The sequence below is a fragment of the Streptomyces sp. NPDC053474 genome, assembly GCF_044544845.1.
In the GTDB taxonomy this organism is placed as follows: domain Bacteria; phylum Actinomycetota; class Actinomycetes; order Streptomycetales; family Streptomycetaceae; genus Streptomyces.
This window is the reverse complement of record NZ_JBITXV010000012.1, coordinates 316780-334048: the sequence shown is the minus strand read 5'-3', so window position 1 is coordinate 334048 and position 17269 is coordinate 316780. Positions and strand designations below refer to the sequence as shown.

At 74.8% G+C, this 17269-nt stretch carries 11 protein-coding genes; 7 read left to right on the top strand and 4 right to left on the bottom strand.

The genetic code is table 11. The features are described from left to right. Positions 1–62: 62 nt before the first annotated feature. Complete coding sequence (locus tag ACIG3E_RS28425; protein WP_399622171.1) at positions 63–1613, top strand: alpha/beta fold hydrolase; 1551 nt, start codon at positions 63–65, stop codon at positions 1611–1613. Between the two features lie 255 nt (positions 1614–1868). Here ACIG3E_RS28425 and ACIG3E_RS28420 read toward each other — a convergent pair whose 3' ends face one another. The 3 genes from ACIG3E_RS28420 to ACIG3E_RS28410 are packed head-to-tail and all read right to left on the bottom strand — an operon-like array spanning position 1869 to position 6206. Beyond that, on the bottom strand, positions 1869–4298 hold the full coding sequence (locus ACIG3E_RS28420; RefSeq protein WP_399622169.1) for a CHAT domain-containing protein: 2430 nt from the start codon (positions 4296–4298) through the stop codon (positions 1869–1871). 19 nt (positions 4299–4317) lie between these two features. Beyond that, positions 4318–5823, bottom strand: coding sequence for a CATRA conflict system CASPASE/TPR repeat-associated protein (locus tag ACIG3E_RS28415; protein WP_399622168.1), 1506 nt, complete (start codon positions 5821–5823; stop codon positions 4318–4320). Then, positions 5820–6206, bottom strand: a complete 387-nt coding sequence (locus ACIG3E_RS28410) for a CATRA system-associated protein (protein WP_399622167.1) — start codon at positions 6204–6206, stop codon at positions 5820–5822. The genes ACIG3E_RS28415 and ACIG3E_RS28410 overlap by 4 nt, the downstream gene beginning before the upstream one ends. Positions 6207–6507: 301 nt before the next feature. On the opposite strand from ACIG3E_RS28410, the gene ACIG3E_RS28405 reads away from it, so the two are divergent. The 6 genes from ACIG3E_RS28405 to ACIG3E_RS28380 all read left to right on the top strand — a co-directional run bounded on the left by ACIG3E_RS28405 (position 6508) and on the right by ACIG3E_RS28380 (position 16900). Next, complete coding sequence (locus ACIG3E_RS28405) at positions 6508–8502, top strand: dynamin family protein (RefSeq protein ID WP_399622166.1); 1995 nt, start codon at positions 6508–6510, stop codon at positions 8500–8502. A gap of 108 nt (positions 8503–8610) precedes the next feature. Continuing rightward, the gene (locus ACIG3E_RS28400) at positions 8611–12585 is read left to right on the top strand and encodes an Hsp70 family protein (protein ID WP_399622164.1); all 3975 of its coding nucleotides are present in this window, start codon (positions 8611–8613) and stop codon (positions 12583–12585) included. Further along, positions 12575–13492, top strand: coding sequence for a hypothetical protein (locus ACIG3E_RS28395; RefSeq protein WP_399622162.1), 918 nt, complete (start codon positions 12575–12577; stop codon positions 13490–13492). The genes ACIG3E_RS28400 and ACIG3E_RS28395 overlap by 11 nt, the downstream gene beginning before the upstream one ends. Continuing rightward, positions 13489–15732, top strand: coding sequence for a hypothetical protein (locus ACIG3E_RS28390; protein ID WP_399622161.1), 2244 nt, complete (start codon positions 13489–13491; stop codon positions 15730–15732). Before ACIG3E_RS28395 ends, ACIG3E_RS28390 begins: the two co-directional genes overlap by 4 nt. A gap of 476 nt (positions 15733–16208) precedes the next feature. Then, a complete protein-coding gene (locus ACIG3E_RS28385) occupies positions 16209–16544 on the top strand; it encodes a hypothetical protein (RefSeq protein ID WP_399622159.1) in 336 nt (111 codons plus the stop codon). Between the two features lie 179 nt (positions 16545–16723). Continuing rightward, positions 16724–16900, top strand: coding sequence for a hypothetical protein (locus tag ACIG3E_RS28380; protein WP_399622157.1), 177 nt, complete (start codon positions 16724–16726; stop codon positions 16898–16900). A gap of 87 nt (positions 16901–16987) precedes the next feature. On the opposite strand, the gene ACIG3E_RS28375 is transcribed toward ACIG3E_RS28380, so the two are convergent. Then, complete coding sequence (locus ACIG3E_RS28375; protein WP_399622156.1) at positions 16988–17191, bottom strand: DUF5708 family protein; 204 nt, start codon at positions 17189–17191, stop codon at positions 16988–16990. Between the last annotated feature and the right edge of the window lie 78 nt (positions 17192–17269).

Here is a 17269-nt window from a genome sequence, read left to right as displayed (position 1 = left end):
TCGCACCCGGGGAACACCGGGGCTCCCGGGAGCCCGAGGGGCTTGAGGCGAAGGAGAGGGCGATGATGTACAAGAGCACGGCGCGGCGCGCGGGTCTGGCGGTGGGCCTGATGGCGGTGGTGGCCTCGGCGCTGCCCACCGCGACGGCCACGGCCACCGGCGCCGCGCCGACGAGCGGCCCCACAGCCGCGGCGGCCCCCGGCTGGTGTCCGACCGCGCCCGGCCACCAGGTCGACTGCGGCCAGGAGAAGCGCCCCCTCGTGGCGGGCAAGCCCCGGCTCGGCACGGTCAAGGTGAGCTACGCCGTCGTGCGCCACCGCGGCTCCGGCCCCGCCAAGGGCACCGTCGCCTTGAACCCGGGCGGCCCGGGCGAGACCCTGATCGACAAGACCGAGGAGGTCACCTGGGCCCTGGGCGACCTCCTGAAGGACCACGACGTGCTGCTCGTCGACCCGCGCGGCACCGGAAAGTCGCAGCGCGTCCCCTGCGGAGTCACCGACGCCGCGTACCGGTTCGGCACCCGGGCCCAGCAGCGGGCCGCCGTCGAGCGGTGCGGCAAGAACCTCGGGCCCAAGGCCGCGGGCTTCACCTCGGCGGCCACCGCCGACGACATCGACGCCGTCCGGGCCCGCCTCAAGGTGCGCAAGCTCAGCCTGTACGGCCTGTCGTACGGCACCTACCTGATGCCGGTCTACGCCTCCCGCCACCCCGAGCACGTACGCAACATCGTGCTGTCGGGGGCCTACCCCCTCGCGCTCGACACGATGGCGCGGCCCAGCGCCCAGGCGGTCTCGACGACGCTGCGCCGGGTGTGTCAGCGCAGCGTTCCCGCGGCGTGCGACGGCGAGCGGGCGGTGCGGGACCTGGCCACCACGGCCAAGCGGCTGCGCACCGCGCCGCTGACGATCCCGATCACCACCGACCACGGCGTCTACCGGAAGAAGTTCACCGAGGACAAGCTCGCCAACCTGCTGTTCGAGGCGGCCAGCAGCCAGGTCGGCCTCGAACCGGAGAAGCCCTCGCTGCTCGGCCGACTGCCCCACGCCCTCAACCGCTTCGTCAAGGGCGACGCCGCGCCGCTGCGCACGCTGGTGCAAGAGGAGGGCGAGTCGGGCAGCGAGCTGGACCAGGCGCCGTACATCGCGGTCGTGTGCAACGACTACCGCAGGGACTGGTCGAAGGACGCGTCGAAGTCCGCGCGCTGGCGCCAGTACCGCGCCGCCCTCGCGGCCGTACGCCCCGGTGAGCACGGAGCGTTCAGCGCCAAGGGCTTCACCGAGGGGACCACGGACGCGGGCGACGTGTGCATCGGCTGGCCGGGCAAGGACACCCCTGACCCGCAGCCGACGAAGCCCGCGCTGCCCAACGTGCCGGTCCTCGTCCTGTCCGGCGACCTCGACTCCAACACGCCCGACGCGAGCGGCAAGAAGGCCGCGAAGCAGTTCCGCGACAGCCGCTTCTACTCGGCCCGCAACATGGGCCACGTGCCCGAGCTCGAACTGAGCGGCTGCGTCGTGGGCGTCTCCTCGACGTTCATCCGCTCCAACACCCCCGGGGACACCTCCTGCCTGCGGTCGCTCCCGCCGATCGCGGTCACTCCGGTACGCGGCTGACGCCGTCGGCCGAACCCCCGGCCGCGGGCAGCCAAGCGGGCTGGCCGCTGGGGCTGGTGCCCGCGTCGTCGGTGATGGTCAGGGTGACACCGTGATCGCGGTGAACAGACACTGGGCGGCCTCGGCCAACCTGTGCCGGGCAGCGGCAACGTCGTAGGAGATACGCGCGATGGACGATCCGGCCCGCCGTGAAGCGAAGGAACCTTCGCCATGAGGGGGCGGCCCCGCCCGCGGACGTCGGGCCCGGGCCCGACGTCACCCCTCGCCCCGCCGCGGCCCCGGCGAGCCGATCAGCGTGAACGCGGCCCAGATCTCCGGGGCCCGCCATGTGCGCCGCGTCATGAGGACCGCGCGGCGGAGCGCCTCGGCGGGGTCACCGGTCCGCGCCAGCTCCTGGTGGAAGCAGACCAGCGCGTCATGGGTCGGCTCCTCGGGCACCTCCCAGAGCGTGGCGACGACCGTGGAGACACCCGCGATGAGGAAGGTGCGGGCCAGGCCCAGTACGCCGTCGGCGGTGACCAGGCCCTGACCCGTCGCACAGCACCCCAGGACGGCGATCCTGGCCCGGGTCGGGGTGCTGGCCAGCAGGGTGCTGGTGAGCTGGCCGTGCTCGGCGCCCGCGGGCGTCAGGGCGATGCAGCCGGGGAGCTGGTCGAGCCGCAGCCGCGCGTCCAGCACGGCGTGGCAGGAGAAGTGCAGCAGGTCCGCGGAGCCCATCCGGTCGAGCACGGCCGGTACGGTCGCCGCCGGTCCCGCCAGGGCGGAACCCCTGTGCACACGGGCGACGGCGCGCGCGGTCTCCAGCGTCAGCGGCAGATCGGGCAGCGGCAGCAGGCGCCCGTCCGGAGTCGGCACCACCGCGTCCCGGACGCCGCCCACCACGAGCGCCCCGGAACCCCCGGGCGCGGCCTCGCCGCGCCACACGTCCTCGTGGGCGATCAGCTCCAGGGCGTGCAGGGACGGCACCATGGCGAGGGAGCACCGGCTGACGAGCGGTTCCCCCGCGACGGGCAGCGCGGCGAAGGGAACCGACCACAGCCCCCGCTGCGGCACGATGACCAGGCGCGCGTCGGGCCCCGAGGGCAACAGGTGCGCGACCTTCCCAAGGAGCGCGTCGGACCACCCCGCCATGAGCGCGTCGTCAGCGACCTGGCGCTCCAACTGCCGTACGGCCTCCAGGAGATCCACCGGCCGCGCCTCGTCGAGGCGGTCGTCGTCGGTCACCTCGCGCCGCACCTCGTGGTGGATGCCGCCGTCGGGGGTCACCACCCACATGTGGATCTCCCGAAGGAGCGGGGCCTGCCCGCTGACGGCCTCGATCTCGAAGTGCGGGGCGTACACGAGCAGCGTGGCCCCCATGCGGTGTGCCAGGCGCCGCATCCGCTCGCTGCCGGGCGGCTCCGCGGGCACCTGGGACCTGGTGGGCCGGGCCGCGCGGATGCGCTCGCTCAAGGGCCCCGAGCGTCCCCGCTCGGCGGCCTCAAGGGCACCGGTCACGTCGTCGACGCCGAGCCGCAGCTCCTGGGCGACCTGGGTGAGGGCCGTGGCGTGCGTGTCGAAGAGGCCGACCGAACCAGCCTCGTCACTGGCCGCCCGCAGCAGGGGCTCCCACAACTCCTGGGCCCGCCGCGCGTGGTGACGGGCGGCGGGCAGGTCCCTGGTGCCCAGGAAGGCGTGCGCCAGGTTGAGGTGGCCGGTCGCCATCCCCCGGTGGTCGTCGACGCGCTGCTTCAGTTCGAGGGCGCTCAACAGGTCCGCGACGGCCTCCGCCGGGCGGCCCGCCTGGAGGCGGATCCCGGCCCGGAGGTTGAGGGCGACGGCGCGCTGCCGCGCCTGCCCCGGGGCGAGCGCGGCAAGGAGTGCGTCGGCCATGGCCACGGCCTCGTCGTGCCGTCCCGCCCGGCTGAGCACTTCCAGCTTCGTCACGCGCGCCTGCTGGGCGAGCAGCGGGATGCTCCGGGCGGCGGCCCACGCCCGCTCCATGGCCTCCTCGGCCTCGGTGGTGTGTCCCGCCCTGCTGAGGGCCAGGGCGCGGTTGCCCTCGACCTCGGCGACCACGAGGTCGTCATCGTCGGGCCGCACGCAGCGGTGGGCGACCTCGGCCCACTCCAGCGCCCGCTCGCGGTGCCCCACCCCGTTCACGGCCAGGCTCAACTGGCTCGCGGCGAGCGCCGCCCGGGCGGCGCTGTCCAGCTCCCGCGCGACCTCGAAGGCCCGGTGCTGCACCTGCTCGGCCTCGCCGAAGCGCCCGGCGTGGGCGAGGGCGCTGCCCAGGTTGCTCAGCAGGGACCAGCGCAGTTCCCCGCCGGTCTCGTCGGCCGGTTCGCCGAGCGCCACCAGGGCCTCGCGGAACGCCTCGGCCGCCTCCACGAGCCGCCCGATCTGCGCGACCACCTCGCCGTACTTCCCGATGGCGGTGGCCCGGTCCTCGGGGTCGCCGTGGTCGGCGGCCCACGCGCGGAAGTCCACGGCACGCCGCTCCGCCTCCTCCAGCAGGCCCGCCATCATGCAGGCGGTGACCAGGGGTTCGAGCACCTTGGGCACCTCGGTGCTCAGCCCCTCGGCGGTGAGTGACTCAAGGGCCAGGGTGAGGTCGTCCCGCGCGGCCTGCCAGCGCCCCTCGCGCGCCGCCCGCAATCCGTCGACGCGCTTGACCTCGGCCCGCAGCCGTCGTCTGATCCCCATGGCGTGCTCCCCCCTGTGGTCACCTTCCGTCCCGCGTACGCCGTCTGCGGCCCAGCGCGTCGGCCGTCACGGCGACCACCGCCCCGGCCCCGGCGCCCACCAGCGACCACCGGGCCTGCTGCGCACCGCCCTCGGCCCCCTCGGCCACCAGCGTCGCCGCGGCCCACCCCACCGCCGCGCCCACGGCCCCCAGGAGGACGTGGTGCAGCACCGCGAAGGTGTCCGTACGCACCGCGCCGCGCGACCAGGCGAGCACGGTCACGGGCAGCGTCAGGGCGAGCGCCGCCAGCAGGGCGATCACCGGCGCCTGGACCGGACCGGGCACCGGCACGTGGTAGCCGAACGCCTGGATGGCGGCCAGGCCCATCAACAGGGCGCCGAGGAACGAGGTCTGAAGCAGCGTCAGGCGCTGTCGGTGGTCGGCCAGATGCACCTCGGTGGCCGCCAGGGCCTCGCGGGACACCTCGGCCGACGACTCGATCGTCGCCTGCACGTACTCCAGTTCGTCGTCGATGTCCTGCCGCAGCCGCTCCGCGAGGAGCCGGTCACCGGCGAACGGGCTCGCGGGCGGCAGCGGTGCGTCCGGCGGCGGCTCGAACTCCCCGGCCGCGGCCGCCGCCAGGTTGTCCCGGGCGATCTCCACCGTGCGGCGCATCATCCGGAGCCCGGCCGCCACCACGATCAGCCCCTGGCCGTCGGTCCGCAGCCCGATCAGTACGGCACGGGCGTCGAGGACCTCCCGCAGCGCTGGCCGGTCCCCGCCCAGCAGGCGCCCCGTGACCTCCCACGTCTGCCGCACCGCCGCACCTGCGCGGTCGCGCAGCTCCGCGTGACGGCTCCGCTCGAGCACGCTCCGTTCGTACCGCAGCTTCGCCGCGTGCAGCGCATAGCGCGTCAGCGGGGCCGGGCGGTCCCGGGCGTGCCAGGCGAAGGCGTCGAGGTCGCGCTCCCGCGCCACGGGGGCGAGCGCCACGAGACACCTGCGCCCCGGCGGGGCGCCGGTCCCGGGCGCCTCCCAGAGCGCGAAGCCCCCCTGGGTGCGGTGCGGCTCGCCGGGGTGCCGCCCCGCGAACGCGCCGCCCACCTCCTCGGCCACCTCCGGCACCACGGCGCCGGAGTCCTCCCTGAACAACGCCCCGGAACTGAGCCCGAGCAGGACCTGAACGGCACCCAGGCTCCCCGGACAGGCCCACGGCACCAGCCGCTCCAGGGAGTCCCAGCCGCTCTCCGGCTCCGGGGCCAACAGGAGCGTGACCCCGACGACGTCATGGCTCTGGAAGAGCAGCGCCTGATGGAGCCCGCGGCCGGGCCGCTGCCGGGCCGCCAGGACGCGGTAGCGGGGCGCGGGCCCGCCGACCGCGGGCACCTCGTCGAGCGACGGCTCGCCGGGCACGGCCGCGTCGAGGCCGAGACGGCCGCAGTCGTCCCAGACGCCCTGCACCCGGGACCTCCGCTCGGCAAGGCCCCCGGGGCCGACCGCGTAGAACACGTGGAGCAGCAGAGCCCGGCGGACCACCGCGCTCACGCGCCTGCCCCGCCCTCGTCGTCACAGGCGCCGTCGTCCGGTGAGCCGCCCGCGTCACGACTCGGCGAGGGAGCCTCCAAGCGGTTCAGGATCTCGGTGACCAAGACGTTGGACCGCTCGTACACCTCTGGCGGCGCCGGGACCAAGGGGTCGTCCTCGTGACGTGTCGCCACGAGGCGCGGTCCCGCCAGGGCGAGCCGGGCCGTCGCCAGGCGCAACCGCTCGCCGTCACCGGCCTGCCAGGCCTGCCCGATGGCTTCGAGGGCCGCCGCGACAGCGGCCCAGCGGGCAGTGGGCATCCGCCACGCCACGATGCGGCGCAGGGCGGAGACCGCCTGCCGCGCCGCCTCGCCGAAGTCGTTTCCCGTCGCCGTATCCGCCACGCTGCCCCCCGCCGCGTACCCGCCATCGCACAGGAACGGATGCCGATTGTCTTCGACGGTGCGCGGTCCGTACACCGCTTCGGCGGATCCTTTGTCAACGGCTTCCGGAGCGTCGGCAGGGCGTACGCGCGCACGGGAAGTTCATCCGTGTGGGGGACGGGTATTGGCCAACCACATCGATCCGGACGAGACTGCGCGGGAAAGCGGAGTCAGGGCGGCCGACCCGTGGGGGGTGTGCGGCGTCAGCCCGATCGGCCGTTGGGGGGCGTTCATGTGGGACAACGACGATTTCGCTGATCGAATGATGGCTCTGGTTCCCGCTGTGGCGCGGTACGCGCTCGAAGCGGGACGACGGGACCTGGCCGTTCGCCTGGACGAGGTCGAACGGCGCGTGCGCCAGGCACAGTTGACGGTCGTGGTCCTCGGCGAGTTCAGCAGCGGAAAGTCGACGCTGCTCAACGCGCTCCTGGAGGACGCGACGCTCTTCCCCGTCGATTCGTACGTCTCCACGCGGGTGCTCACCTCCGTGCGGTGGGGCGAGCAGGAGTCGATCACGGTGGAGCTGGCCGCGCGGCACGGGGGTGACACGGAGGAACGCGACGTGGGCCGCGACGGGTTGCGCGCCTACATCTGCGAGGCCGAGGTGCAGGACGGCACCGCGGCGACGGACGCCGAGCGGGTGGTCAGGGCCTCGATCCGCACGCCGAACGCGAAGCTCCGCGGCGGCGTCGTGTGCGTCGACACCCCCGGCATCGGCGGCGTCCACCGCGGCCACACGGCCGCCGCCCTCGGCGTGCTGCCCCAGGCGGACCTCGTCCTGTACGCGATCGACGCCAAGCGGCCGCCGCTGCCGTCCGAGCTCGCCTTCATCGAGCGGGTGGTGCGTGCCCTGGGCGCCGACGAGTGCCCCGAGCGCCTGATGTTCGCCGTGACGAAGGCCGACCAGACGGGAGACCCCGGCCGGGCGGTCGGCGAGGCGCGCGCCCGCCTCGCGGCGGTCCCGGGGCTCGACGAGCGGTCCGCTGTGCTCGCCGTGTCGAGCCGCAGCCGACTGCTCCAGCTCACCGGGGCTCAGCCACCGGACGAAAACCTCACCGGCTTCCAGGAGTTCGAGGCGCGGCTGTGGGAGGCCGTCGACCACGCCCGGCTGCGGCTGCGCGCGGGCGCGGCACTCGCCGAACTGCACTCCGTCGTACGCGGCCTGCTCGCACCCGTCGAGGAGGCCATCGGCGTCCTGGAGGCCCAGGACGCCGCGGCCCGCGAGAAGCTGGCCGCGGCCGCGGCCGCGCGGCGCGTCGAAGCCGAGCGTCTGGTCGCGGGATCCGCCACCTGGCCCGCGGACCTGGACGCGGCCTTCGACGAGGTCACCGCCGGGCTGCGGGCCCGCGCCGACACCACCCTCGCCCAGGCGTGGCGCGACCTGCGCGCCCGCTACCGGACCGACCCCGTGTTCCTCGACGACCCCCAGGCCGTCCTCGACGACCTGGCCGGAAAGCTCGCCGTGCTGGCGGGGCAGCTGGGGCGCTCGGCGGCCGACCTGTCCGGGGCCGCGTGCGAGGCGGTGGCCGAGCGCAGCGGCATCCCGCTGCGGAGCCCGATGTTCACGGACCTGCCGCTGCCGCCCCTGCCGGATCCACTGACCGTGCCCGCGGCCTCCGCGGCGGCCACGCCGAGCGTCGTCGCCAGCCTCACGACGGCCTTCGACGCCGCCGCGCGCGGGGCCCGCCTCGGCGTGGCCAGGGGTGAGGTCGTCGGCGCCATCGCCTGGGACCAGGCCGTGCACCTCTCGCTCCCGGGCGGCAGCCGCACGGGCAAGGTGGTCAACGGCGTCCTCCAGTCGATGGCGGAGGGCCGGGAGGGCTCGCGCCCGCCGACCCCCGGTGTCGTGGCCGGTCGCGTCGTCGGCGGCCTGGTCGGGGCGGTCCTCGCCTTCGCCGGGCAGGTCCGGGAGATCCGCAGGACGACGCACGCCGATCAGGTCGCCGCCCTGGACCGGCTGTTCGCCCCGTGGGAGGCGCAGCAGCGGGCCTTCCTGCACGACGCCGTGCAGGCCCTCGTCGACGCCTCCGCGGACCGGGCGCGGGCGGAGCTGCGCGACCGGATCGCCCAGCGCCAGGCGGAGTGCGAGACGGCCCGGATCGAGGTGGCCGCGGCCCTTGCGGCGGCCCGCAGCGACGCCGCAGCGGCCCTCGCCCCGCTGCTGGCCCGCCGCGACGGCCTGCGCCGGATCGAGACCGACGTCACGGCCCTCGTGGACGAACTCCGCGGCCGCCTCGCGGCAGCGGGGGAGGACTGACACGGAGATCCGTGACCAGGGCACAACACATCGGTGCCGACCGGCCGTTGAGCGGGGCGCGGCGCCCGCGCGCCCCCACGGGACGGACAGGACGGACAGACGCACCCCATGACCCTGCGGCACAGAGCCGAGCGAGCCGTCCGCGACGCACTCGCCCGCATCCCCGCCACCACGGCCACGCACACCGCGCGGGCGACCCTTGAAGCCCAGCTGCCGAAGCTCACCGCCCCGCTGCGGATCGCGGTCGCCGGACGCGTGAGCTCCGGCAAGTCCACCCTGGTCAACGCGCTCGTCGGCGCCCCCGTAGCCCTGACGGGCAGCGCCCCGCTCACCCTGGTGGTCAGCGTGCTGCGCCACGGCGACCGCACGGCGCTGACCGTGCACCACAAGGACGGGCCGCCCACGCGCCTCGAAGGCATCGGCCGGATCGAGGAGTTCACGGCCCGTGGACACCAGTCGGGCAAGCCGCGCCCCGTCGACCACGTCGAGGTGTTCGGCCCGCACGCCTGTCTGCGGCAGTTCGACCTCGTCGACACGCCCGGATTCGACTCGCCCTACGCACAGGACACCCAGGAGGCGATGCGCGCCCTGGGCGTCGACCGGGAGTCGGTGGCCGCCTCGTCGGCCGCCGGGCTCCGTGGCGCCGACGCCGTGATAGCCGTCCTCAACAGCGACGTGACCGCGCCCGACGCCGACGTGCTGCGCCGGTTCCACGACGCCGACGGCACCGGCTTCTCGCCGACGCCCGTCACCTCCATCGGCGTCCTGACGAAGGTCGAACTCCTGTGGCCCGGCGAGATCGGGCAGCCGGTCGACGACCCCCGCGACACCGCGCGCAAGCACGCCCGCCGCATCCTGGCGTCCGCGCACACCGCGCGCATGTTCCACGATGTACGCCCGCTGTGCGGCCTGCTGGCGGCGGGCGCGGCGGCGTTCGACCCCGAGGACGACTTCGAGGCGCTGCACGCCCTCACGGGCGTGTCCCAGGCCGCACTGGACCTGCGGCTCAGCCATCTGTCCGGCTTCGTGTCCGCCACCGACCTGCCCCTGCCCGCCGACCGGCGCCGCCGCCTCGCCGGTCTTCTCACCCCGTACGGCGTGTCCCTGGCCTGCCGTCTGCTGCGGGAGGGCGTGGACCGGCCCGCCGTGCTGCGCAGGGAACTCGAAGAACGCAGCGGGATCACCGCGCTGCGCCGGGAGCTGACGGAGCGGTTCGCCGCCCGCAGCGACCTGATCAAGGTGGCCCGGGTGATCGAGGAGATACGCGGCCTTCCGGCGCTCCTCGCACCCGACACGTCCGACCGCGACCGCGACCTCGTCGTGCGGGCGGTGGAGGCGATCACGGGCCTGGAACACTCCGAACCCGCCTTCATGGAGTTCGACCTCCTGCTGCGGCACTACACCGGACGCTCCCGGCTGTCCGAGAGCGAGGCGCGGGAGCTGGAGCGCGTCACCGGCGAGCGCGGCAGCACGGTGGCGGCCCGCCTCGGCCTCGCACCCGAGACGGGCCTGGCCGCCCTCGAACGCGCCGCGCTGGACCGCCTGGCCCACTGGAACGGCCCGCACCCCCCGCGGGAGCCCGGCGGCAGAGCCGTGGCCCACGTCCTCAAGCGCCGCTACGACGAGGTGTATCACCGGCTGCGGCGGGCCCGGGCGCTCCTGGACGACGTACCGGCGCAGGAGGAGGAGCGGGCCCCGGCAGCGCCCGCGCCCCTCCCCGACGCCCCGGGCCCCGTCGTCGACGGCCCCGTCGGCGGCGAGCCGGTCCTCGTGGTCGACCTGGGCACGACCACGTCCTCGGCGATCCTGCTCGGCGACGGCAGGACGCGTCTGTTGAAGGAGCCGGGCACCGGACGGGACTGGTGGCCCACCGCGGTGTACGACGACGGGCAGCTGCTCGTCGGCTCCGTCGCCGAGGCCCGCAGGGCGGGCGGCCCGGACTGCTTCCGCGCCGAGTTCAAACCCGAGATCGGCAGCCCCGTCCCCGTGCTGCGCGGCCCCGGGGGCGCCCATACGGCGGAGGACCTCGCGGTGGCCGTCCTCGCCGCCTTCCGCCGTCGCGCGGCGCCGCTCCCCGGCGGCGTTCCCTCCAGGCTGCTCGTCACGGTCCCCGCGCGGACCACCGGGCGACGACGCGACGCGATGATCCGTGCGGGCGAACGAGCGGGCTTCACCGACGTCGAACTGCTCGAGGAACCCGTGGCCGCCGCCCTCGCCCCGTCGGACGGCGGGCCCTGGCCACCCGGCAGCACCGTGCTCGTGTACGACCTCGGCGGCGGCACCTTCGACGCCGCCCTCGTCGGCATCGGCGACACCGGCCACACCCTCCTGGGCACCGCGGGCCTCGCCGACGGCCACGGCGGCCGGGACATCGACGCCGCGATCGTGCGCGACCTGACCCCGGCCATGGACGACTGGCTGCGGGCCGCCCCCGAAACCGCCGCGTACCGCGACCAGTTGGCCCACCTCACCCTCCGCTCAGCCATCCGGCTCAAGCACGGCCTCGCGGCCGAGGACTGCCCCGTGGAGAGGGTCGTTCCCGGCATGCCGCCGCAGAGCCTGAGCCGCAAACGGCTGGGGCAGCTCACCGAAGAGCTGCTCGCCGACTCGGTCGTCTGCTGCCGCACCCTGCTGGCCGAGACCGGAGTGGACCCGAAGGACGTCGACGTCCTCCTGGTCGGCGGAAGCACCCAGATGCCGTCGGTACGCCCGTATCTGGAGCGGTGCCTCGGCACCCGCGTGCCGGTCCGCTCCGCCCTCGACCCGGTGCTCGCCGTCGTGGAGGGAGCCGTGACCTGGGCCGAGGGCATCCCGCGGCGACGGGTCGCCGCCGACGGCCCGTCCTCGCTGCGCGCGCCCCTGGCCTGGACGCTGCCGGGCGGCCGGGCGACCCTGGTGCGCTGGTTCGCCGCCGGGGGAGCCGCCTACCGCCCCGACGCGGCCCTGGCCCGGGTCCGCCTCGCCGACAACAGCCTCTTCGACCTGCACGCGCGTACGGGAGGCCGCATCGAGCAGCACCACGTGTGGCCCGGTGACACCCTGTACTCGGGTACGTGGCTGGCCACGGCACTGCGCCCGGCGGGCCCGGGCGACCTCCTGCCCCGCCCGCGGGAGGTCCTGCGCTCGCCCGGCGTCGTCACCGCGCTGGCCGTCGCCCCGGACGGCCGCCACGTGGCCGTCGCCGTGCGGGAAGGCCCCGAGGACTCCGTGCTGCGGCTCCTGGACGCCCGCACCGGGGAGGCCAGGGACGAACTCCGCATCCGCGGCCGGGTTCTGTCGGCGGCGTGGTCCCGCCCGGGGACGTGGCCGGTCTTCGGCGTCTCGGGCGGCGAGCTGTCCGCGCACGGCGTGTGCGCCCTGGCCGCTCCGGCCCTCGGCGGTACGTCGGCGCGGCTGCGGCAGCTGGCCGAGCAGCCCGCCGCGGTGCTGGCCCTCGCCCAACTGCCCGGCGGGCGGGAGGTCGTGGTCCTCGGCGGCGACGGCGTCCTGCGGGGCGTCGACACGGCGACGGGGCGGGACCGGGTGGTCGCCGAGTTCCCGCACCGCCCGACCGTGCTCGCGGTGGATGACGACGGGACGAGAGCCGTGGTGGCCGGGGGCGGTGGACATCGCGGCGCCGTGCACGTCGTCGCCCTCGCGGACGGCGGACAGCGGTCGTCCTGGCCGCTGCCAGCGCAGATCAGAGGCCTGGCCTGCGGCCCGGGCAACGACGTCCTTGCGGGCGGCGTGACCTCCGACGACCACGGGTTCGTCGGATACCTGGGGCAGGGCGAGATGCTGCTGCCCTCCCGCGCGCAGCCGGTGCGGGCCGTCGCGGTCTCGCGGGACGGGGCCCTGCTGGCGGCGGTCGCGGTCGACGGCGAGGCCTGTGTCGGCGGGGCTCGGGGCCGCGGCACCTGGGCCCACCCCCAGTACCCGGACACCCCCGTCGCCCTGGCCTTCTCACCCGACGGCCACTACCTCCACATCGCGGGTGACGCCGGACTCAGTACGTGGGCCCTCACCGAGGCGCACCACCGGGTCGGCGACGAGCCCGCCGCCCCGACCGCACCGCGACAGGAGCCGCCCAGCCATGACACCTGACGAGGCCCGCACTCCCACGCCAACTCCCGCGTCCAGAGGGGCCGTTGGACGCCCGGCATCCGACGCTCACCCGCCGCTGGCCCCGCACACCCTGACGGACCTGTTCGCCGCCGCCCGCAGGAGAGCGGTCCAGCCCGCGAACCTGAGCCCCGCGTACGGCATCGGACAGGCGGTCGGCAACGCGATCGACGACGTACGCCGCGGCCTGGACGGGAAGCGACTGGATCCGCACGTCCGCTACCAGCTCACCCACCTGCTCGACGCGCTGAGCACCGCCGTGACGGAGACCGTCCGCACGGCCCTCGCCCAGCGGTCCGCCGCGGAGCGCGCACCACAGGTCGACGAGGAGGAGTCCAAAGGCCGCCTCGGGGACAGGCTGAGGCGGGGCGGGGGACGGCACAGGTACCGCTCGGCCGCCGAGGCGCGACGGCCCGCCGCTGCCCGTCCTTCGCCCGCCCCGGCCCTCGACGCGGTCGGCAAGGCGCTGCCGCACGTGGAGAAGGCCTTCGGCAAACCGCCCCCGACGACCGGGCCGCCCGCCCCGCCCTGGTACGAGCACGACGTCATGATGGAGCTGATCCAGGACCTGGTCAGCCTCCGTGACCGGGGGCGCGCGGAGCGGGTCTGGGACCGCGTCGGCGTGTTCCAGGAGCTCCTGCGTGCCCAAGGCATCGAGATCCTCGCGTACGACCCGCGGCTCCGGCCGGAGCAGCAGGCGGACGCCTTCCACCTGGAGCAGGTGACGCGGGACGCCGTGTGCCGGTACGAGACGGACCTGCCCGCCCTCGTCATGCACCCCGACGGCGACGACCGCCGGGTCCTCGTGCGGGGCAGGGCCCTGCGCCTGCCCGCGACCACCGCTCGGAACCCTCGGACCACCGCTCAGGGTAAGGAGAACGACCGATGACGCTGCTGGAACCGACGCCGCAGGGCACGTCAAAGGACCTGCCGGAGGCCGACAGGAGCCTGGTCATCGGGTTCGACCTGGGCCACGGCGAGACCGCCGTGGCCAGCCTGTGGTCGACCGCCGACGGAGAGCCGCACGTGGAGGACATCTCCCGCACCCCCAGTCGCGTACACCCCACCGTCGTTGCCCGCTGCCGGGCGGAGAACGACGGCCGGACGGAGGGCGACGACCGGGCGGAGGACGACGGCACCGGAGACGCGACCCTGGTCGGGGAGCCGTGCTTCACCGTGCTGCCCGCGCGGCTCGCCCGCGTCCCCGAGCCCCCACCGGACGGCCTCGTGGCGGGCGACGCGGAGTTCTACATGGGGTTCAAGCACGCCGGGCTCGACGCGCGGGCGCGGCGGGCGACGGACCTGTTCATCCGGCAGGTCGCCCGGGAACTCGCCCTGGAACGCACCGAGGGCGTCGAGACCTCCGGCATCCTCAAGATCACGCCCGGGACGCGGCTGCACTGGGTCTTCGGCGTCCCCTCCGGGTGGGACAAGGAGGAGTGCGAGGAGTACGAGCGGCTGCTCCGCTCCACCGTGACCGGTCTCTTCCCCGGCCAGAGCGTGGAGGTGGTGCCCGAGTCGCGCGCCGCGATGCTCTACGCCAAGGAGTCCGAGGAGTTCAAGACCGCCGATCAGCACCTGATGGGGGCCATCGCCGGGCGCGGCACGGTGCTGGTGATGGACATGGGGTCCCTGACGACGGACTACACCTTCGTGTCCGGCATGAGCGAGCTGCCCGTCGCCGACTGGAACTCCCGCTTCGGCGCTTCGCTCATCGAGAAGGAGCTGCTGCGCCGCGTCGTGGCCGACCACCGCGACAGCGCCCTCCTGGAGGAAGCGCTCGCGGACGACCCTCTGCAGCGCGCACGCCTCGAGTTCGCCTGCCGTCATGCCAAGGAGCGCTACTTCGGGCTCTCCCCCGACCAACTGCGGCTGAACCCCGGCCCCCGGCGCCTCGGGGGCGACGACGTCGTCGCCCGGTCGGGGGAGCTGATAGAGGTCTCCATCCGGCTCTCGCCGCCGCTGATGGACGACATCCTGGACGCGCGCCTGGACGCACTGGGCCGCTCCTGGCGCGCGGCGTTCCGCGAGGCGGTCGAGGGGGTGCGCGACAAGCTGGTGAAGGAGACCGGGAAGCCGCCGGACGTCGTGCTGATGACCGGCGGGGCGTCACGGATGCGGTTCGCGCAGGAGATCTGCCTCGACGTCTTCGAGGCGGAGGAGGGCGGCACCCGGGTGCTGCTCGGCGTCCGCCCCGAGCACGTGATCGCCAAGGGCCTGGCCATCGCGGGCCGCACGCGCCGCCGGGTCGAGGGGTTCCTGGAGGAGGTGGAGGTGCTGGCCCGCGAGCGCGTGCCCGCCGTCATCGGCGACAACCTGGAGTCCCTCGGCCTGGCCCTCGGCAAGGTCATCGTGGACGGCATCGTCGACGACCAGGTCTGTCCCGCGGTCGTACGGTGGCGCGAGGGGGAGCTGCGGCTGCTCACGGACATCGCCCTGGAGGTGGCGGGCAAGCGCGAGGCGTATCTGAAGAGCCCCGCCGGGCAGGCGAGGCTGAAAGAGGCCACCCGCGCCTGGTACGCCGAGGTCACCGCGGTGATCGACCGCGAGGCCGCGGCGATCGCGCACCGGTACGGGATCCCGACAGAACCCCTGCGGGTCTCGCCGTTCGGCCCCGCGACGACGACACCCCGGCCCGACGTCAACCTCGAACCGCTGCTTGAGACGCTGGACTCGATCCTCGGCCTGGTCGCGGCCTGCATGACGGCTATGACAGCGGGGGCGGCCATCGGGGTCATGTCGGCGGCGACGGAGGGCGCCGCCGGGGCCGGAGCCGTCGCCGCGGCGTCCAATCCGGTGGGCTGGGTGATCGGTTCCATCGTGGCGGCCGTGGCCGTGGTGATCGGCATTTGGATGGGCAAGGAGGCCCTCATGAAGTGGATCTCCAACGCCGACATCGCCGGTCCGCTGCGCAAGCTCAACCGCGAGAAGACCCTCCTCAAGAAGATCCGCACCCAGGCCGACGAGGACCGCCTGGAGGCGCAGGCGGCCGAGGACTTCGCCCGGCACTTCGCCGACAGCCACCGCGAGACGATCGTCGCCCGCCTCTCCGCCTCGGCCGGGGCCCACCTGACGAAGGCGGCGCGGGAGGCGGCCCTCCTGATCGACCGCCGCACGGAACCCGCGTGACCCGCGTCCGCCTTGGCGTGGGCGGTACCGGACGCTCCCCCTCCGGTCGGCGTACCGAGGGACGACGTCACGCTGACGGCCCGCTCCCTCGCGCGGAGCCCGCCCCGTTACGCAGCACCGAACCCACGCCGCCCGCACGCCGGGCGCCCGGGTGAAGCGGATACCGCCGACGCTCGGACGACCGCACGTACGACGGCTGCGTAGTGACGGTACGCAGCACGTCGGCGGCCGCGACCACCGGCGGGAGCGCTCCGGCTGGGGAGTTGCCGTGAGCACGTGGGCCCGGCAGCCGGAACGGCTACGTCCCGTCCAGACAGTGAAGGCTGTCCCACAGCCGACGTGTACGGCCATCGGCTCCGGGGTGGCGGTGGGCGGCGGGACGGCCCAGAACCGCACGGTGTCGCCCCGGCGGCCCGGGTACTCGCTCGTCCGCCTGGCGGACCCGCCGGGCGAGAGGCGACTACTAGGAGAGCGCGATGACCGCTGCTTCGTCAGCCGGTTACCCGGAGACCGGCCCGTCACAGGCCACGGCGCCGGTTGCGCGGCCCACCGGCGTGGAGACCAAGCCCGCTTTCAAGACAACGGAGTTGTTCGTCTACGTGGCCTCCGTCATCGCCGTCCTCATCGCTTCGGCGGTGGTGGGCGACGGGGACGACGGCAGCGACCGCTTCGCGGCGGACCGGGCGTGGCTGTACGTCACCCTGTTGACCATGGGCTATCTGATCAGCAGGGGGCTGGCCAAGTCCGGTGCCCGGAGCGTGTCGGACACCACCCTTCACCAGGGTTCCCACCAGCCTCACCAGCGCGGCTAGGCCCTCCGGCGCAGGCGGGCGCCCGCCCCCGGCTCCGCCCCCGGGGCCGGGGGCTCATCACTGTCGTTTCCCGCCCTCCGTCGAGGGAACCCGACCGGCACACCACAGGAGAGTCGGTATCGCCCGGCGGCGCCGCCGCTCTCCTGCCCGTCGTCCAACGCGAGAGAAGTGGAAGCGCCGTGACCGCGCGTACCAACAATGAGAAGGTCCTGCGTCTGCACGAGACCGGCTGGGCCAAGGCCCGCCGCCTGCGCGGCAAGAGCGTGCGCACCTGTCTGCCTCCCCTGCCCGACGAAGACACCCGCTCCGCCGCGCGGGTGGGTCCGGAGGGGAACATCGTCCGAGGTGACGACTGAGGCGCGGACCGCCGCGGGCCCGTGTTCGCTTGTTCGCCGCCGCCGAGCAGGACGGAGCCCCACGGGCCGGGGCGGCGCGCTGACCCGTCAGGCCGGTGGGCGAGTGCTCGTCGCCCTGACCGTCCGTACGAGACCGGTGAGGGCCAGTGCCGCCCCGATGGCCATCAAGACCACTCCGACCTTGGTGAGCGTGACGACCGGGAGCTCCACTCCGCCGGTGAACAGCTTCAGGGCCAAGCCGACGGCGAAGGTCGCGCTTCCTTCGGCGAGGTCCTTCGTGGCTCGGTTCACAGCTGCTCCCCCTGGTGACACGTGGTGCGTGAGGCTTTCGGGTCGCTGCCAGCCTAGGCAGGGGGAGGGGCGTCGATC

Excerpts from the sequence above, each read along its gene's own strand:
- ACIG3E_RS28425 (WP_399622171.1), top strand. The coding sequence starts at position 63 with ATGATGTACAAGAGCACGGCGCGGCGCGCGGGTCTGGCGGTGGGCCTG.
- ACIG3E_RS28420 (WP_399622169.1), bottom strand. The coding sequence starts at position 4,298 with ATGGGGATCAGACGACGGCTGCGGGCCGAGGTCAAGCGCGTCGACGGA.
- ACIG3E_RS28405 (WP_399622166.1), top strand. The coding sequence starts at position 6,508 with ATGATGGCTCTGGTTCCCGCTGTGGCGCGGTACGCGCTCGAAGCGGGA.
- ACIG3E_RS28400 (WP_399622164.1), top strand. The coding sequence starts at position 8,611 with ATGACCCTGCGGCACAGAGCCGAGCGAGCCGTCCGCGACGCACTCGCC.
- ACIG3E_RS28395 (WP_399622162.1), top strand. The coding sequence starts at position 12,575 with ATGACACCTGACGAGGCCCGCACTCCCACGCCAACTCCCGCGTCCAGA.
- ACIG3E_RS28390 (WP_399622161.1), top strand. The coding sequence starts at position 13,489 with ATGACGCTGCTGGAACCGACGCCGCAGGGCACGTCAAAGGACCTGCCG.
- ACIG3E_RS28385 (WP_399622159.1), top strand. The coding sequence starts at position 16,209 with ATGACCGCTGCTTCGTCAGCCGGTTACCCGGAGACCGGCCCGTCACAG.